This window comes from Staphylococcus sp. HMSC36A10, from assembly GCF_001838845.1.
Classification (GTDB): domain Bacteria; phylum Bacillota; class Bacilli; order Staphylococcales; family Staphylococcaceae; genus Staphylococcus; species Staphylococcus aureus.
The window spans coordinates 38079-56318 of record NZ_KV839126.1 but is presented as its reverse complement, the minus strand read 5'-3'; the positions used below and the strand labels follow the sequence as shown (position 1 = coordinate 56318).

At 31.0% G+C, this 18240-nt stretch carries 17 protein-coding genes and 2 pseudogenes; 2 read left to right on the top strand and 17 right to left on the bottom strand.

Features of this window, described 5'->3' with window-relative positions:
• Positions 1-110: 110 nt before the first annotated feature.
• Positions 111-1040: a DMT family transporter gene (locus tag HMPREF3247_RS10845; protein ID WP_001553862.1), complete on the top strand. Its 930-nt coding sequence runs from the start codon at positions 111-113 to the stop codon at positions 1038-1040.
• Between the two features lie 947 nt (positions 1041-1987).
• Positions 1988-2362, top strand: a complete 375-nt coding sequence (sarA, locus tag HMPREF3247_RS10840; RefSeq protein ID WP_001018677.1) for a global transcriptional regulator SarA — start codon at positions 1988-1990, stop codon at positions 2360-2362.
• Between the two features lie 251 nt (positions 2363-2613).
• Here the strand turns inward: sarA and HMPREF3247_RS10835 are convergent, their stop codons facing one another.
• The 17 genes and pseudogenes from HMPREF3247_RS10835 to HMPREF3247_RS10755 all read right to left on the bottom strand — a co-directional run bounded on the left by HMPREF3247_RS10835 (position 2614) and on the right by HMPREF3247_RS10755 (position 17930).
• Positions 2614-3402: an alpha/beta fold hydrolase gene (locus HMPREF3247_RS10835; protein WP_001045421.1), complete on the bottom strand. Its 789-nt coding sequence runs from the start codon at positions 3400-3402 to the stop codon at positions 2614-2616.
• A gap of 168 nt (positions 3403-3570) precedes the next feature.
• Positions 3571-4287 (bottom strand): hypothetical protein, encoded by a 717-nt coding sequence (locus HMPREF3247_RS10830; protein WP_001222133.1) that lies wholly within the window; start codon positions 4285-4287, stop codon positions 3571-3573.
• Positions 4288-4448: 161 nt separating this feature from the next.
• Positions 4449-4955: an SA0570 family protein gene (locus tag HMPREF3247_RS10825; protein WP_000735555.1), complete on the bottom strand. Its 507-nt coding sequence runs from the start codon at positions 4953-4955 to the stop codon at positions 4449-4451.
• A gap of 135 nt (positions 4956-5090) precedes the next feature.
• The gene (locus HMPREF3247_RS10820; protein ID WP_000362974.1) at positions 5091-5891 is read right to left on the bottom strand and encodes an alpha/beta fold hydrolase; all 801 of its coding nucleotides are present in this window, start codon (positions 5889-5891) and stop codon (positions 5091-5093) included.
• On the bottom strand, positions 5875-6594 hold the full coding sequence (locus tag HMPREF3247_RS10815) for an HAD family hydrolase (RefSeq protein ID WP_000365354.1): 720 nt from the start codon (positions 6592-6594) through the stop codon (positions 5875-5877). Before HMPREF3247_RS10815 ends, HMPREF3247_RS10820 begins: the two co-directional genes overlap by 17 nt.
• A gap of 54 nt (positions 6595-6648) precedes the next feature.
• Complete coding sequence (locus HMPREF3247_RS10810) at positions 6649-7599, bottom strand: FecCD family ABC transporter permease (protein WP_072467437.1); 951 nt, start codon at positions 7597-7599, stop codon at positions 6649-6651.
• Positions 7600-7747: 148 nt separating this feature from the next.
• Positions 7748-8527: pseudogene (locus tag HMPREF3247_RS10805) on the bottom strand (ABC transporter substrate-binding protein); the annotation flags it as partial.
• A gap of 425 nt (positions 8528-8952) precedes the next feature.
• Positions 8953-9588: an endonuclease III domain-containing protein gene (locus tag HMPREF3247_RS10800; RefSeq protein WP_000901749.1), complete on the bottom strand. Its 636-nt coding sequence runs from the start codon at positions 9586-9588 to the stop codon at positions 8953-8955.
• A gap of 269 nt (positions 9589-9857) precedes the next feature.
• Positions 9858-11519 carry an arginine--tRNA ligase gene (gene argS / locus HMPREF3247_RS10795; RefSeq protein ID WP_001021145.1) on the bottom strand — a complete coding sequence of 554 codons (1662 nt, stop codon included), beginning with the start codon at positions 11517-11519 and terminating at the stop codon, positions 9858-9860.
• Complete coding sequence (locus HMPREF3247_RS10790) at positions 11516-11932, bottom strand: YwiB family protein (protein ID WP_000359084.1); 417 nt, start codon at positions 11930-11932, stop codon at positions 11516-11518. The genes argS and HMPREF3247_RS10790 overlap by 4 nt, the downstream gene beginning before the upstream one ends.
• 92 nt (positions 11933-12024) lie before the next feature.
• Positions 12025-12133 (bottom strand): annotated as a pseudogene (locus HMPREF3247_RS10785) (hypothetical protein).
• A gap of 74 nt (positions 12134-12207) precedes the next feature.
• Entirely contained in the window at positions 12208-13218 is a 1011-nt protein-coding gene (gene adhP / locus HMPREF3247_RS10780) for an alcohol dehydrogenase AdhP (RefSeq protein WP_064129974.1), read from the bottom strand.
• 498 nt (positions 13219-13716) lie between these two features.
• Positions 13717-14238 (bottom strand): YwhD family protein, encoded by a 522-nt coding sequence (locus HMPREF3247_RS10775; protein ID WP_001788287.1) that lies wholly within the window; start codon positions 14236-14238, stop codon positions 13717-13719.
• A gap of 27 nt (positions 14239-14265) precedes the next feature.
• Entirely contained in the window at positions 14266-15561 is a 1296-nt protein-coding gene (locus HMPREF3247_RS10770; RefSeq protein ID WP_000180234.1) for an HD domain-containing protein, read from the bottom strand.
• Positions 15562-15600: 39 nt separating this feature from the next.
• Entirely contained in the window at positions 15601-16077 is a 477-nt protein-coding gene (locus HMPREF3247_RS10765; protein ID WP_000477505.1) for a GNAT family N-acetyltransferase, read from the bottom strand.
• Positions 16078-16244: 167 nt separating this feature from the next.
• Positions 16245-16781 carry a flavodoxin family protein gene (locus HMPREF3247_RS10760; RefSeq protein WP_000633782.1) on the bottom strand — a complete coding sequence of 179 codons (537 nt, stop codon included), beginning with the start codon at positions 16779-16781 and terminating at the stop codon, positions 16245-16247.
• A gap of 210 nt (positions 16782-16991) precedes the next feature.
• Positions 16992-17930 carry an aldo/keto reductase gene (locus HMPREF3247_RS10755; RefSeq protein ID WP_000808891.1) on the bottom strand — a complete coding sequence of 313 codons (939 nt, stop codon included), beginning with the start codon at positions 17928-17930 and terminating at the stop codon, positions 16992-16994.
• Positions 17931-18240 lie beyond the last annotated feature (310 nt).

Here is an 18240-nt window from a genome sequence, read left to right as displayed (position 1 = left end):
AATGTCCTGTTTTTTTCAACATTATTGTAAATGAGTTGTATATTTTCTCTATAATGATAATGTAAATATATGATTTTATTATTAACTTTGGAAAGTGAGACTTTATTCATATGCTTCTTTTCTATATCATTGGTGTCCTAGTTGGAATGCTTATTCCTATCCAAACATCTGTCAATTCAAGACTATCACTGTATACTAAATCGCCTTTCTATACTTCATTCATTTCATTTTCAGTTGGAACAATTTGTTTAATTATTTTAAATATCATTATCAATCCAGAAGTATTTACTATTCACTTTTACAATAATCAATCATTTAACTACACATGGGTAGTCGGTGGTTTGCTTGGGGTTAGCTTTTTAACTGGCAATTTATTGTTATTGCCAAAATTAGGTGCAACATTAACTGTAATTGCAACAGTTGCGGGTCAAATTATTATGGGTGTCATTATTGATACATTTGGATTATTTGGCGCTACAATTCATGATTTTAATTTAATTAAAGCAATTGGAGTATTGTTACTCATTGTCGGCATCGTCATAATGAATCAATTTAACAAGAATAATTTATTACTAACTGATCAAAAGTATTTACTGTTTTGGCTTCTATTAGGATTTATTTTTGGTTTCTTTCCACCTATTCAAACGACAATTAATAGTGCTTTAGCTAGTCATACTCATTCACCAGCCTTTGCATCATTAGTATCATTTACAATTGGGTCAATAGCGCTATTGATTTTAACCGCTATTTTTAATCGTTCTTTAAAACTAAAAACAAGTCATTTAAAATTCGGTAAATTAAAGCCTATCTATTTTACTGGCGGTATACTTGGCATGGCTTTTGTAACAGCTAACATTATCTTAATGCCTCATATGGGTGCAGCATTAACAACACTTATTGGGATGTTTGGCCAGATTCTAATGGGCATATTGATAGATCACTTTGGATTATTTGGTTCACCTAAAATAGCAATGACATCCAGAAAAACTATTGGTCTATTATGTATTTTGACAGGCATTATACTTTTAAGATTATTTTAAATTAACTTTTAGCTTATCATTTTAACTTGTAATTATTTTTAAAAGTGATAAGCTATTTTTTTGTGGTCTAAAAATCTTTAGAAAAGCGTTGATTTGGGTAGTATGCTTTGACACAACAAATTTTAATTTAGCAAATTCGATAGTCAACTCATTCTTAAGACCTAAATTAATGTTATTTTTTAATAATTTACACCAAATTAATAGCAAAAATTATGTTATTCGTGCTAATATTTCATAGTTGGTTATTCAATTAATTAAAAATAAGTCAAAATGCACAACTTTTTATAATTCATTGAGTCGAGTTTGAAAAATAAAAGTGCTTTAATGCATGATCAATTATCGTACTTTCTATTATTTGTTACCCGTTATCAATCGGAATAACGTATAGACACTTTAACGTGCTATAGATTGGTTTTAATCACTAAATTAATGTGTTTTTCTTATCATTAAAACTGCACTGAGAATTACTAAATTAAAAAAATTATAAAAATTTTTCATTTTTAGTGATAAAATTCTGAAAAATGGGTATAAATAGTAGAAGAAGTTAACTTGGAAGAGTTAAGCTATAACAAAGAATCTCTTTAGACACACATTGAATATCGAAACATTTAATTGCGCTAAATCGTTTCATTAAATAAATTACCTTGTATTGTCGATTAAATTAAGGTAAATTATAAAAAATGCTGATATTTTTGACTAAACCAAATGCTAACCCAGAAATACAATCACTGTGTCTAATGAATAATTTGTTTTATAAACACTTTTTTGTTTACTTCTCATTTTTAATTAGTTATAATTAACTAAATAATAGAGCATTAAATATATTTAATAAAACTTATTTAATGCAAAATTATGACTAACATATCTATAATAAATAAAGATTAGATATCAATATATTATCGGGCAAATGTATCGAGCAAGATGAATCAAATAGGGAGGTTTTAAACATGGCAATTACAAAAATCAATGATTGCTTTGAGTTGTTATCAATGGTCACTTATGCTGACAAATTAAAAAGTTTAATTAAAAAGGAATTTTCAATTAGCTTTGAAGAATTCGCTGTATTGACATACATCAGCGAAAACAAAGAGAAAGAATACTATCTTAAAGATATTATTAATCATTTAAACTACAAACAACCACAAGTTGTTAAAGCAGTTAAAATTTTATCTCAAGAAGATTACTTCGATAAAAAACGTAATGAGCATGATGAAAGAACTGTATTAATTCTTGTTAATGCACAACAACGTAAAAAAATCGAATCATTATTGAGTCGAGTAAATAAACGAATCACTGAAGCAAACAACGAAATTGAACTATAATTTTGTTTAGCGCAATTTGGTGAAGTTTGATAGATGATACATTCTATTAAACTTCCTTTTTTTTATGCTCTTTTTACCTAATTGTTAAGAGGTTTTGCACTAATGGCACTTAATATAAGGAAGATAGCCGCATAACGAGCAGTATATATCAAATACATTTCAAAAAAAGCTGATTTCTATCAAATAATGAATAGTAATCAGCTTTTTCACATTGCCTAAGGACTTTATGCCCTAGGTTTATATATCACATATTATGATACGCTTTTTAAAAATTTTAAATAATAATTCATAAATGCTTCTGGTTCTTCAATATGCGGTGCATGTCCTGAATGTTCGAAGATTTTTTTCGTAACATTTAAAAAATGCGCTTCCAATTTAAAATGATTCTTATCTTTAATCAAAGGATCATGTTCCCCATTAATTAACAAAGTAGGTACACATGTACGTTTTTTTAAATACATAGGTTCATCTTTATGCAAAATTAATGAACGAATTGCCACCGCACTATCATCCTCAGACTTAATGCTATATATTCTTTGTTTTTGATACCATTTCATCGTCTTCTCTTGATTTCTAAACAATTTAGAAAATAAAAGAATATACGCTTCAGACTTATTAAAACCCGCTATATCATCTTGATATTGTATTAACAATTGAGTAAAGCTGTGTATTAAGTCATCTTTCTTCGATGCAATGGTAGTTAATGATTTTACACGATAAGCATATTTATCTGTAAATAACTTAGCAACTACCCCACCTAAATCATGTCCTAGAATATGTGCCTCATGAATATTTAACTTCTCCATTAGAATTTTTAAATCCTCAACGTGATCGTTTAAATCGTATGATTCACTTTTAGAAGACTTGCCATGACCTCTTAAATCGTAAGTAAGTACTTTATATGATGATGCTAGTTGATGTTGCAAATCTTCAAATCCAGCTAAATTACCATCCAATCCATGAAGTAATATTATAGGATCCCCTTTACCTTCAATTTGATAAGTTAATTGGATTTGAGGATTAATTGTGACTTTATTCATTGTGACACCTCCCTCAATAAACTATATACCCAACCTTCATTCTATATACGCTTCCATTTTATAAACAATTTTTTTAAATTATTTATAAATTACCAAAAGTTATTCCAACAATAAAAAAACTATTCATCTCAATTAATACAATTAATCAAGTGAATAGTTTTATCATATTTATAATCTTGTACGTGAAGATAATCTAATTGTGAAATATATAACTAGAACTACTAATAATATCCATATAATTAATGAAAAAATCTGGGCTGATTGTGGATTATGAATCATTGCATCGACGGTTTTTTGACAAAATAATAACCCGATTCCCGAAAACTCAAGTCGCTTATAAAATATGCCGGCAATTACTAAAATAATACCAATGAAAAAGAAAAATTGATGTCCAAAATTTGTAATTGGTATAACGCCCCAAGTAATATTAAATGCTTGTAATATAATTAATAACAAGGATATGATAGCGATAATTGTACCCATAATCATTTCTATTTTATTACTACGCAAGTAATTCTTTTGAGACACCCTTAGGTATACAACAATAGTCATTGGAAAAATCACTAAACAATAAAATAGACTCATTCCAGTAATAGCTTGAAACTGAACATACTGTTTATCATATAAATAGGATATGAGAATGAAGTTTATAATAAAGAAAATAACTGGATTCATTTGTAAAGCAAACAAATTCCTTTGAATCATTAATATGATTTGTGCTGGAGATTTTCTTTTATATTCAATATAATCTTGATCTTTCTTTTCAGAATTTTTTATATCAGTAATTACTTTCTCTTTAATATCATCAATCAAATGCGGTGATAAACCTTTATGATTAAAGTAATCTTCTATATTTTCTAGTAAAATTTTATCGTTAATACGCATTGGTAGTACTCCTTTAAAATGAAACATCTTTATTTATTGTATTGGTTTAATTTCCCCTTCGCAAATCATAAAAATTAATATTCACTGTATTATGCCATGTAATAAAATAACCGACAAGTATTGCGATTTAACTTGTCGGTTAAGCACGATTAATTTAATTATTATTTTTCCAAATCAATACGATATAATTTTATGTTTTTATCTTTTGGTGCTGAGGCAAATTGATAAGTCGTTTTGCCTTTTTCAATATATCCAAAATTACCAGCAACTTTGCTATATTCCGTATGTGTTACTGCTTTGCCAACATAATTTTTAACAGCTTGATATGTTGGACCATTAGCATCATTATACATCATTGAAATATGAGTTACTTTACCATTGTTTTTCTTACCATCAGTAGTTACTAATAACATACCTTTTTTAGTATGGAATTCGTAATAATGTTCAGTTCCATCTTCATTGTAAGAATACATAGGATTTTTGTACTTAGTTAAAACATCTTTAATAGATTCGCCAATTTTCACATTTTCTAATGACTGATCACCCTTAATTAATTGTTTAACAGTATCAATAGAGTTGCCACTTGCTGCTTCGGCACTAGTGTTCGCTAAGCCTACTCCCATTACAACAGAACATGCAATTATACTTGCCGTTAGTAGCTTTTTCATAAGCACTCTCTCCTTTTATTTATATCGTCTTGTGCTCACAACCATTATACAACAATCATTTCTAAAACAACAGTCATATTACAATTATATTACAAATAATAATTACTACTTTTATATTTCACTTATCACTAAAAATTAAACATGCTTTTCATCGTGATGTTTGTTGATAAATGAAGCTGTATCTTCGACGAATCTTTCTTGCTCTTCAACAAATGGGAATGCACTTGATTCTTGATATACTTCAAAGTCCGCATTTTGGATTAAATCAGCTACTTCTTTAGCTTCTAATCTTGTTGTTCTTTCACCGAATTCTCCTGCAATAATTTTTGTCGGTACTACGACATTTCTATAAGTTTGAGAAATATCAGCGTTTTTGAATACCTCTTTAACTGCTTGAATTTCTTCTTTAGTTGATATTTCATTTGTATCTACGACATGTTTAAGGAATCGATTCATTTTTCTCGGACGATAATACTTACGCTTATTTAAAAATTTATCTTGTTTTTCAGGATCCCAGTTTCGAATAATATGGGCATATTTTCTAAATAAACGTTCTTCCGGTAATTCACCTTCAATAGATGTTGGATTTACCAACATAAGTGATGATGTAAATTCAGGATAACGTACTGAAATATCCGCACCAATGATTCCACCCATTTCATGGCATACAAATGCAACTTCTTCAATGTATAAATATTTAAGTAATTTAACAATGTCATCAGAAAAATCTTTTATTTCAATGTGACGAGGTTTATCAGAATAGCCATGTCCACGTAAATCAATTAACACAACTTGAAATGATTTTGCTAATTCTGCTGCTAATTTATTAAACACAGAATAATTATCAAGTACAGTATGAATCAATACGATAGGATAGCCTTCACCTAATGTACTGTAATGTATCGATGTTCCATCTTTTCTAGTAAATAGATCCATAATTTTCTCCTTTATTATCATTTTTTATTGGTAAAATGGTTAATAATTCTTCCACTGTTGTAATTGTAAAATCAACTTCTTCTTCGAGTGGTTCAATTTCAGCATCTTCTTGTTTATACCATACACTAACCATGCCCATAGCTCGTGCTGGAGCTACATCATTTAACGCATCATCGCCAACATACATAATTTGCTCAGGTAATACCCCTAGTTGATCAATCATATCTTCAAAAATTTTAGGATGTGGTTTACGAAAACCAACTGTTTCTGATGTTGATAAATAATTAATAACATGCATCAAACCAAGTGAATGTAATCGAAATTGTTTAATCTTAGATTTACCATTTGCGATAACACCAATTTGAAAGCCTTTTTGCGATAGCTTTTCTAGTGTGTACAAAGTATCGTAATAAGGAAATACATAACGATAAAAATGCATTTCAAAATCATTAAATAAGTCTTTCCAAGTTAACCTATCTACATGGAAACGTTTAATGATTTCTTTATATAAATCAGGTTTATCATTATCTTCATCGTCATCTAGCTCAATAAATGCTTTTTTAAAATCTGCCAGTTGAACATGAATTAAGTAGTCATGAAATCGTTCATATTGCTCTTCGATAAATTTCTCTCGAGATTTAACTCTGTCCAACAACGTACCTTCTAAATCAAATACAACTGCTTTAATTTGATTCAAATCCATCGCTTATGCCCTCTTTATGTTTATAGTTATTTTTATTTTAGCAAATGTCATGTGCTAGTGTAACCGTTTCGACTGAGATATTAGCATGTAAAATAACACTGGTATACCAATTAATGCAATGATAATACTTGCCGGTATTTGTACTGGTGACAATATATGGCTACCAATAAAATCTGCCATAACCATTATTTGTCCTCCAATTACAATATTCAAAGCCAATTGTCTTCCTAATGATTGTTTCCACTGCCATTTTCTAATGAGTTGCGGTATCACCATACCAATGAATCCAATGATGCCAACATATGCGACATTTATCGCCGTTATCATAGAAGCTATACATAACGCGATATATGTAATCAATTGAACATTTAAGCCTAGTGACTGACTTTTTAGTTCTCCTAATTGCAATAACTTTAGTTGATTAAGAATGATAAATATACCAAACAGTGCAATGATAAATGTGATTGCTATTATAGATACATTTGAGTATTCTGCATCACCAAAACCACCAAACAGATAATTGGCAATTGTATTTAATTTGCGAGGTTTTAATAAAATCAAAAAATATAGAAGTGAATTGAATAATGCACCAATCATTAAACCACTTAATATTAAGATTCTAACTGGATAGCCTTGGCTCAATACCGACGTAATGACTAATACAGTTATTAATGTTATGAAACTAAATGTTATTGAAAATACAGGAATCCATAACGTTGTTAAACCTAAAAATAATGCTAATCCTGAACCAAATGTAGCGCCGCTTGCCAATCCTAATGTAAAGCTATCTGCCAATGCATTATTTAAAACTGTTTGAAATATAAGGCCTGCAACAGTTAATATCATACCTGTCAACAATGCTTCTAATAATCTCGGTAATCTAACATTGATTAAAATAGACTGGTTAAATACATCATTAATATCCCCCAACTGCCAAAATAGATATATGCTAGTTGTTATAATTAATATGACTATCCAGCTCAATAATACTTTATTAAATGTCATAGCATTCTCTTTTCTTTCATCGATAATTACATTCATTATAGCAATCACATACTCGCGTTGCTATCATTCACTAAATATATTTTAAAAACCCCTTATCTCAAACATGTATTTTTTTACATGTAGCAATAAGGGGCATAATTAGAATGGTTTATTTTCTATAAATTGCATCTCTTAATTCTTTTAATCCTTCATCAATACGTGGACCTGGTCTTGATACTTCATCACCATTTACAACTTCAATACGTGTATTCTTGACAGCATTAATTTTATTGAATCCACCTCTTTTTTTGATGATATCCATATAATCTGATCTTGTCTTAGCTTCCGTCGAAATTAATATATCTGGGTTCTTTTTAATAATACTTTCCTTCGTTACAGGGTTCCAACCATTAATGTCACTATAAACATTTTGGGCTTCTAATTTTTCTAACATATCATTAAAAAATGTATGCTTCCCTGCTGTATATATTTCAGGCTTTGATGAAACCTCAATAAATACTTTTGATTTTTTATGATGAGCAGGAATTGAATCTATGACTTTATCGATATTATCTTTAGTTTCCTCAACAAGTTGTTCAGCCTGCTTATCATGATGCGTTAATTTTCCAATTTGCTTAAATGTGTTGTATGTTTCATCAATTGATTGTGCATCTTTAACATACACTACTTTGATGCCTTGTTTCTCTAATGATGACAATACTTTATTAGCAGTTGCCTTTTGCGACTCATGCGCAAGAATTAGATCTGGCTTTGCCTTTAAAAGTTCCTCTTTATTTAGATTCAAAGCATCAAATTGTTTCTTACCCTCTTTCACATCTTTTGGATAATCATCAACCGTTGAAACACCAACTATGTATTTACCTAATCCTAATTCATATAAAATTTCAGTATTACTAGGCATTAACGAAACAATTCTATGGTACGGCGATTTAGACGAGCCATTATCATCGCTACCTTGTTTATCATTATCTTTCATACCACAGCCACTCAGGACAAGCATAAAAATCAAAATAAAAGCAATTAACGATTTCTTCACACTATCACATCTCCTTTTTAATCCCACTTTTCGCTTTAGCGATTAGAGGGATTTATGCAGTTGTGCCTTAGCATCCAACTGCGTTCCTCTTCACCTTTAGTGATTAGAGGCTTTTATGCAGTTGCTGCACAAACAACTGTATTCCTTTACTCCCCTTGAGCTTTAGCGATTAGGGGCTCTTATGCAGTTGCTGCACAAACAAACAACTGTTTTTTTCTTTATATACTTCTATTTATTAGATAAGTCCACATACTAAAAGAAAATAGTAAATTATTTTTTATATTTCATATAAACTCATCTATCTAACTTCACAGCGTTTACTTTTTAAAGTAAGGTTCTAAAAAATCATAATTCTTTATATCTTTGTCTCTAAAGTAATGTTTACCAAATACATCTAACAGAGCATGAAATTCATTAGCATCTTGATTTGTAAAATGATTTGGTAATGTGACTACTTTTTTTAATTGATCATAATTTTTAGTGTTTTCATATCCTAATTTATCATATATTTTTCTTGTATAGCTATCTGGAATAAATTCAATACGTCCGAATATATAAACAAGTAAGACATCTGCTGTTTCACTTCCAATACCTTTCAAAGATAATAATTCTTTTCTTAATCCACCTTTATATCGCTCATTAATCTCTTGATAATTGAAATGATGTCGTGCTAACCATGTTAATAATGTTTTAATCGTAAGTGATTTACTTTTATAAAAGCCACTTGAATGTATCAATGATTGTAACGTTTCAATAGGTAGTTCTAATATATGATTTGGATTAAAATGCGTATGTTCTTTAATCTGATTCAATGCAATTTCTGCATTTCGCCATCTAGTATTTTGAACTAAAATTGCACCTAACATCAGTTCAATGTCATTATCAGCAGGCCACCAATTTTGCGGTCCCATATGCCTATATAACAATTTATACAATTCATCAGTTCCTAACATTTACACCCTCCTTTTAGAGCCCCTAATTAATAAATTAATTAGGGGCTCTTATGCAGTTGCTGCGCAAGCAAGACAACTGTATTCCTTTACTCCCCTTGAGCTTTAGCGATTTAGGATCTCTTATGCAGTTGTGCAGTAGCATCCAACTGCGTTCCTCTTAACCTTATTCACATACTAAGCATTCCCCAATATGTCACATACCTAATTAAAAACACTCCAACACAAAGTATCTTTCGAGAAACTCTACGTTGGAGTGTATATAAATGTTCTTACATTGATTCAGGTGCGCTTACACCGACCATTGCCAATGCATTTTTCAATGTAATTCTAACCGCTTCAATCATAGCAACATGTGCTTTTGTTTTTTCAATATCATCTGTTAACACTTTTTCAGCATTATAGAATTTATGGAAATGAGAAGCTAAATCTTGAATATAATTAGTAATTCTATGCGCTGATCTATGCTCAGCAGCACTTTCAATTGTAGGTTCGAAATCCGCTACTTTTTTCAACAATTCAATCGCTTTTTCATTTGTAATCGTTGTAAAATCATTCGCAGCAGTCACTTCAATACCTTGCTCTTTCGCTTGTTTTAAAATTGAACAAATACGCGCATGTGCATATTGAGCATAGTAAACTGGATTGTCTTGAGATTGCTCTTTCGCTAATTCCATATCAAAATCAAAGTGACTATCAGGACTACGCATAGTTAAGAAATAACGTGCAGCGTCAACGCCAACTTCGTCCATAATTTCTCTTAATGTAATCGCATTACCAGTACGTTTACTCATCTTCACTTCTTTACCATTTTCCATTAAACGAACCATTTGCATGATTTGAATTTCTAAACGATTACTATCTACACCAAACGTTTCAAGAGATGCTTTCAAACGATTAATATAACCATGATGATCAGCACCAAATAAATCGATTAAAATGTCATTACCACGTTTAACTTTATCGAAGTGGTACGCAATATCTGGTAAGAAATACGTATATGTACCGTCATTTTTAATTAATACTCTGTCTTTGTCATCTTTAAAATCAGTTGTACGTAACCATGTAGCGCCATCAGCTTCATACGTATAACCTAATTCTTTCATTTTTGCTAAAACTTCAAGAATTTCGCCTTTTTCATATAAAGATGTTTCACTAAACCAATTATCAAAATGCGTATTGAACTCTGCTAAATCATTTTTCAGTTTAGCCATTTCGTATTCTACGCCTAATTTTCTAAATTCTTTCAAACGTGCTTCTTCAGAATAATCTTTAATTTCAGGATGTTTCTCTGCTAAATCTTTACCTATTTCAATAATATCTTTACCATTATAGCCATCTTCTGGCATTGAATAACTATTGTCACCTAAAGCTTCAAAGAAACGTGTTTCAATCGAACGCGCTAAGTTAGTAATTTGATTACCAGCATCATTAATATAATATTCACGTGTTACATTATAGCCAGCTGCAGTTAAAATATTAGCTAAAGCATCACCAACTGCTGCATTTCTAGCATGACCAATATGTAAATCTCCTGTAGGGTTAGCTGAAACATACTCAAGCAATACATTTTGCCCTTTTGATTCATTTACATGTCCAAATTGATCACCTTTTTCAATTGCTTCAGGAATAATTGCTGTTAAATACTGATTATCTAAGTAAAAATTAATGAATCCTGGACCAGCAATGTCAATTTGTTTTACATGTGCTTTTTCAGTATCTAAGTTATCAACAATCGCTTGAGCAATTTCACGAGGATTACGCTTTGCAATCTTAGTCAGTACCATCGCAATATTAGTAGCATAATCTCCATTTTTTGTATCTTTAGGAACTTCAATTTTAATATCAGGAATCTCATCTGCTAATCCTGCTTTGTTAATACTTGCTGCAATTTCTTCTACTAATGTTTGTTTCACTTGATCAATAATATTCATTCGCCTATCTCCTTATAGTTAATTTCATATTGATAAGAACCCATTTTTTCATTATCTTGATATAATTCATAATGAATCTTTAGCTTGCCACCGTCTCCACTTACGAAATGTAAAATGCGTAATGTTTTAACTTCTAGTGGAATTCGTCCAGCCGATATATCGTAAAAAGTTGTTGTCGTTTGTCCTTCAACAAAATGCAAATTCATATTAATGTCGCCTTTACGAATCAACTTAACGCTATCATCATCCACTTTTATTGTAACATTAACTGTTGCATCCTCAATTTGTTCTACATACCGAATAAAGTTAGATTGCCTTTGTTGCCAAGTTCCATCAGTAGTAAATTCAAATTTTTCTTTTTCGTTGTGCTGTTTCAACACTTGCTTTGTTTGAATACTTACTTTTTTATCCAATTTACTACTCACCTTAATCTTCGCATAATAGAAATATTATAGCATAAAATAAGGTCATCTTGTTATGCCTTCTTAAAGCTAAATAGGTTCAATTAATTAACAATTCCATACTTAATCAACGCTTCATATATGTAAGCCATTTTATAAAATACAAACAACACCTCAAAACCAAAAAAACACGAGATTTTCACTATCTTTCATGAAAACCTCGTGTTTGATTATAATGATAGTGTTCAGAGCACTACCTTCTTTATCTATATAGTCAGTTGATATTTTTAAAATTTAATAACCATTCTACCAGTTATAGTACCATTTTCCATTTCTTCAAAAATATCATTAATTTCTTCTAATTTTCTTAATTGAACTTTAGGTGTTACTTTATTTTCAGCAGCAAATTCAAACGCTTCACGTAAGTCTTGTCTTGTACCAACAAGTGAACCTACTACTTCAATACCGTCAAGCACTAATCTTGGGATATCTAAGTTCATTTTATCAACAGGTAAACCAACGGCAACAACTCTTGCACCAGCTTTTACAACATCAACCGCTTGGTTAAATGGCGTCTTAGCAACTGAAGTTACCACTGTTGCATCTAATCCTTTGTTATCAGTTAATTTCATAACTTCTGCAACTGGATCAACATCTTTAGAATTAATAATAGCATCAGCACCTAATTCTTTCGCGAATGCTAATTTATCATCATTAATGTCGAAGGTAACAATTTTAGCCCCCATAACGTTTTTAGCATATTGTAAAGCTAGGTTACCTAAACCACCTATACCAAAAACACCTAACCATTGACCAGGTTTTACATTACTTACTTTTACAGCTTTATAAGTTGTCACACCTGCGCATGTAATAGAAGACGCTGCTGCTGGATCTAATTTTTCAGGTACTTTCACAGCATAGTCTGCAGTAACAATAACTTGTTCAGCCATTGCACCATCTACTGTATAACCAGCATTTTTCACACTACGGCAAAGTGTTTCACGACCTGTTGTACAATATTCACATCTTCCACAGCTTTCGAACATCCAAGCGATAGACACACGGTCTCCAATTTTTAATGATTCTACATCTTCCGCAACTTCGATGACTTTACCAATACCTTCATGACCTAAAGTAACGCCTGTAACATCACCAAAATCAGCATTCTTAACATGTAAATCGGTATGACAAACGCCACAATATTCCGTTTGTACCAACGCTTCACCAGGTTTTAAAGCTCTTAACTTTTTGTCCTCAATACTTACTTTGTGATCTTTCGTTACAACTGCTGCTCTCATAATAATGTCCTCCTTATAGTCACTCCAGTATGTATGATATTAATTGGCGATTACTTTCAAAAAAGAAAACGAATAATTATAGATGTAATTTTTATTTGTAATAGACGCCAGATTAAAACATACTACTGTGACCTTGTTTTTAGTTAGATATCAACCGTTAACTTTTAACGTTTCCCTAGTTAATATGTTAAAAGAAATGACATAATCGATATGCTAACGTGTAATTTTTACTTCACATATATTTATTTAAAGATAATTTATAATACTCTTATCTTCACTCTTATTATAATGTGAATTAATTCACAAAGTATATAGCTATGATCAAAAAAATGTGTCAGTTATTCAAATTTTTTATTAACTACAGATTAATTTAATTTCAAAAAAATTAAAAAAACTCCCAATCAATCTAAGACATTATTTTCACCTCACGATTTACGTCGTCATTGAGAAATGAATCATATCTTTATAGATTAATTGGGAAATTTTAGTTTCTAATATTTAATTAAATGCTTGATGTAAAGCATCAGAAGAATGCTTCCACATACCTTCATCATGGTTCATTAAAAAGTCTTTTAAAATAGCTTTATTCTCGTCACCAATTTGATCTATGATAATATGATGTTTCATTGATTTATCCATCATATTAACATGTTCAGGCATACTTTTATAACCACGACGAATTGCTTTATTCACTAATAAATAGCACGCTGTTAAACCAGCATAATATGGTCCTTGTTCATTACGTTCTGTTGTTACCCAACACAACCAATATTCTTTAGCTTCATCGCCTTCAACAGCAGCTTTATCAGTAATCCATTTCACGCCTTTTTCAACTTTGGCGCGAGCATGCATGCCTCCAATATCAATAAATGCTTCTTTGTTAGCAACATCGATAAAAACTGGTGCAATATTGTCTAAGCTAATTGAACCAATATTTGTACCTTTATGACCATCTAGAGGGTCATTTTTTATGATATTAAAATTAAAGCCTTTTTTCTCAGACAATGATATAACCTCCATATTTAACGATAACAATTTTAGCCCTGTTTAATTAAGCTCATTAATCAAATTTTCAATAGCTTCTCTAATTGTCTTATCTTTAATCTTTGCAACCATTTCTCTAGGATAATATAATTTATAGTCTTGGCGATTAATGCCTGTAATACTATGAATGACTAATGATTGATTGCTTATTTCTCTAATCGTACCATCTTGTCTTAATAAATGAATCGGTTTGCGATTTGACCCCGGTCGATCATAGTCATATGGCAAATCCGAAAATGCTTCACTCACAAAATAATAATCTGGATTAATACCACCTGCTTCAAACAGTTCTTGCAGTTCTGATATTGTAATAATTGAGCCATCAAATGGAATATATTTAAATAAGTCTCGATTAATAAATCGACTTGCTAAATCACTTAAAATGGCATCATCTTCTTTTGTCCATTTTTCCAAATAATACGTAACTACCGCTTCATCGAGTTCAACATATTGTTCAATCGTAACTGTCTCTTCAAAAAATGGAATAAAATCATGTGGATGCAACTTAAATTCATAGCCTTCATTATAAAGCTGTTTTGCGCGTTTCAAACAATTATTAAGCAGCACTTCTCCACCACGACTAACTGGGTGGAAGTAAATTTGCCAATACATTTGATAACGACTCATAATAAAGTTTTCAACTGCATGCATACCACTTTCTTTGATTAGTACTTCATCTTTAGAAGGTCGCATTAATCTTAAAATACGCTCCATATCAAAAGCACCATATGATACACCTGTGAAATACGCATCACGTTGTAAATAATCCATTCTATCCGCATCGATTTGTGACGAAATCATCGAAATGACCAATTTATTATGATGCGTTTTATTAATTACTTCCGCAACTTCTCTTGGAAACTCAGGCGACACTTTACGTAATACAGCATTCACCTCAGTATCTCCAGTAATAATCGCTTGTGTGTATGCTTCATGGTCTGTATTAAATATTTTTTCAAAACTATGTGAAAATGGACCATGTCCTAAATCATGTAATAATGCAGCACATAATGCCAACGGTCTATCTTTATTGTCCCATGCATCATGACCAATAAATGACTCATCAATTAATCGTCTAACTATTTCATACACACCTAAAGAATGTCCAAAGCGACTATGTTCTGCTGTGTGAAAAGATAGGTACAGTGTTCCTAGTTGTCTAATTCGACGTAACCTTTGGAATTCCTTAGTTTTAATTAAATCCCATATCAATTGATCTTCAACATGAATATATCGATGTATCGGATCTTTAAAAACTTTTTCTTCTACTAATTTTAAATCTACATATGCGTTAGTCATTATTCCCCTCCTTTTCGTTTAATATAATATTTAATTTACTTAAAATGCTTTGTACATAAGTGCTAAGTCTAACTTTTCGCCATACATTTCTGGCTGATAAGAGCGTAAGATTGTAAAACCTTGCTCTTTATAGTAAGCTACTGCTTCTTCATTTTTATTATCTACTTCTAAGTAAACACCTTCAAATTTATCTTCAAAACGTGATAATCCTTCATTTAACAATGCTGTACCATAACCTGTATGTTGCGATTCTGGTTTAACATAATGAGCTGATAAATATAATTCTTCACCGTAAATAAAGTTAGCAAAGCCAACGATGTCATTACCTTCTTCAACGACTAAGAATAATTGTTCTTGAAGTCTTTTCTTTAAATGATGTTCATTATATGAAGCTTCTAACAAGTGATTAACTGTTGTCGCAGCGTATATATTTAAGTATGTATTAAACCAAGCTTTAGTTGCGACATCTCTAATTTGAACAACATCTTTTTCAGTTGCTTGTCTTACCTTGAACATGACTTTCTCCCCTTATTAACAAGTTTTAATAACGGCATTATACCACAACTTGCTCAATACTTAATAAACAATGATTGTCTATTCAATTTATATATTTATATTTTCCGTTAAAATTAAAAATAAAAATAACGAAGCAAAAAATCACTTCGTTTAGTATGAGGTATGTCTTATTGCAATATACTATTCCACTCAGTTGCACGTGCTAAGGCATAGTTGTCTTTCATGATGTCACCAGGCTTTTCAGCAGTTCCAATAATATAACCATTTAAAGTGGCACCTAAAAAGTCTAAACTATATTTCATTTGCGTAATTGCTGGCTTCGCTTTTATTTTTGGACAATCTCCACCAACTAAAATAACTCTAAAATCCTTTTCGGCCATTTGTGCCTTAAAATTAGGATATCGTTTATCTTGTAATGTTTCTGACCAATGTTCGATAAATGCTTTCAATGGTGCTGAAATGCTATACCAATACACTGGTGATGCAAAAATAATTGTATCACTAGCCAATATTTTATCTAGAATCGGCAAATAGTCATCGTCATATGAAGTAATAGTCTCTGCTGTATGTCTCACGTCACGTATCGGTTTAAACTGATGTTGTGTCACGTCAATCCATTGATACTCTAAATCTTGCAAAGCGAATTTTGTTAATTGTGCAGTATTACCGTTTGGTCTACTCCCACCAAACAAAACAGTAATCATTTTAGCCTAACCTCACTTTTGATTAATAAATATCTGTGTTTTTCGTTACCTAATTATACTATCATAAGCTTTGCCTACCGAATAGTAAAACGCTTACAACTTTTATATAAATTTGACGAAATTTCGTCATGCCTTATATAACGTCGTTTGTGATACGGGGCTAATTCATGATGAAATTAGATACATATATCACCATTAAATACAATTCATTTAGTCTTCAATCGGAAACAGTTCATCGATATATTGAATCTCATCATCTGATAAAACGATATCTGCAGCTTTAATATTTTCAATGACTTGTTCTGCACGTTTTGCACCAGGAATAATCACATCGATAGCTGGTCTCGTTAAATAAAATGCTAATACAATGTTCGCAATTGAAGTTTGATGTGCTGCAGCTAGGCTTTCCAAAGCTTTTACGCGACGCACATTCTCTTCAAAAACACCAGGTATAAAATCACGACGTGTAGTACGATGGTCACTAAATTTAGTGTTCTCATCATATTTTCCAGCTAAAATACCGGATGCTAATGGGAAATAAGGAATAAATGTGATTTGGTGATCAACACAATATTGCAATACTGCCTCATTTTCGCGGTGCAATAAATTATATTCTAACTGTACAACATCAACGTAACCATCTTTATTTGCTTCTTTAAGTTGATCTAATGTGAAATTTGATACACCAATGGCTTTAATCTTCCCTTGTTCCTTAAGCTCTTGTAATGCTGCAACTGCTTGATCTTTCGGAGTGTTGTCATCAGGAAAATGAATATAATATAAATCGATATAATCAGTTTGTAGACGTTTCAAACTATTCTCAACTTGTTGTTTTAAATATTCCGGTTGATTGTTCTGATGTACTTCTTGATTTTCATCAAATTCATGAGACCCTTTCGTAGCAATTTTAATTTGCTCTCGCGGATATTCCTTAACAACTTCTCCAACCAATTCTTCTGATCGTTCTGGCCCATAAATATATGCCGTATCTAATAAATTAATACCATGATTAATGGCTTGACGAACAACATCTTTTCCTTGTTCTTCATCTAAGTTCGGATATAAATTATGCCCACCTACTGCGTTCGTCCCAAGTGCGATTGGAAACACTTCAACATCAGATTTACCTAAGTTTACAAATTGCTTCATTAGACCCAGCTCCTTATCTTTATAACTTTTCCACTATCACACTATCATGATTTAATACAACTTCCAAATGTTAGAATTAGGGTTTGAATTAAGGCGGTGTATTAGAAAAATGTTATGTAGAACTCAGTTAAAATAAGTATTGCTTAAGTTGATATGCATATAGCGCGATTGCTCGTTGACCTTTAAATTACATGTACTTTTGAATCAGAAATTGAAAAACATTTAAGAACGACAATATTAAAGCCATTGCAAATTTAATTTGGTAATTTCTATTGGTTTTTAAGTATGACATGAATGTTTTTATCTATAA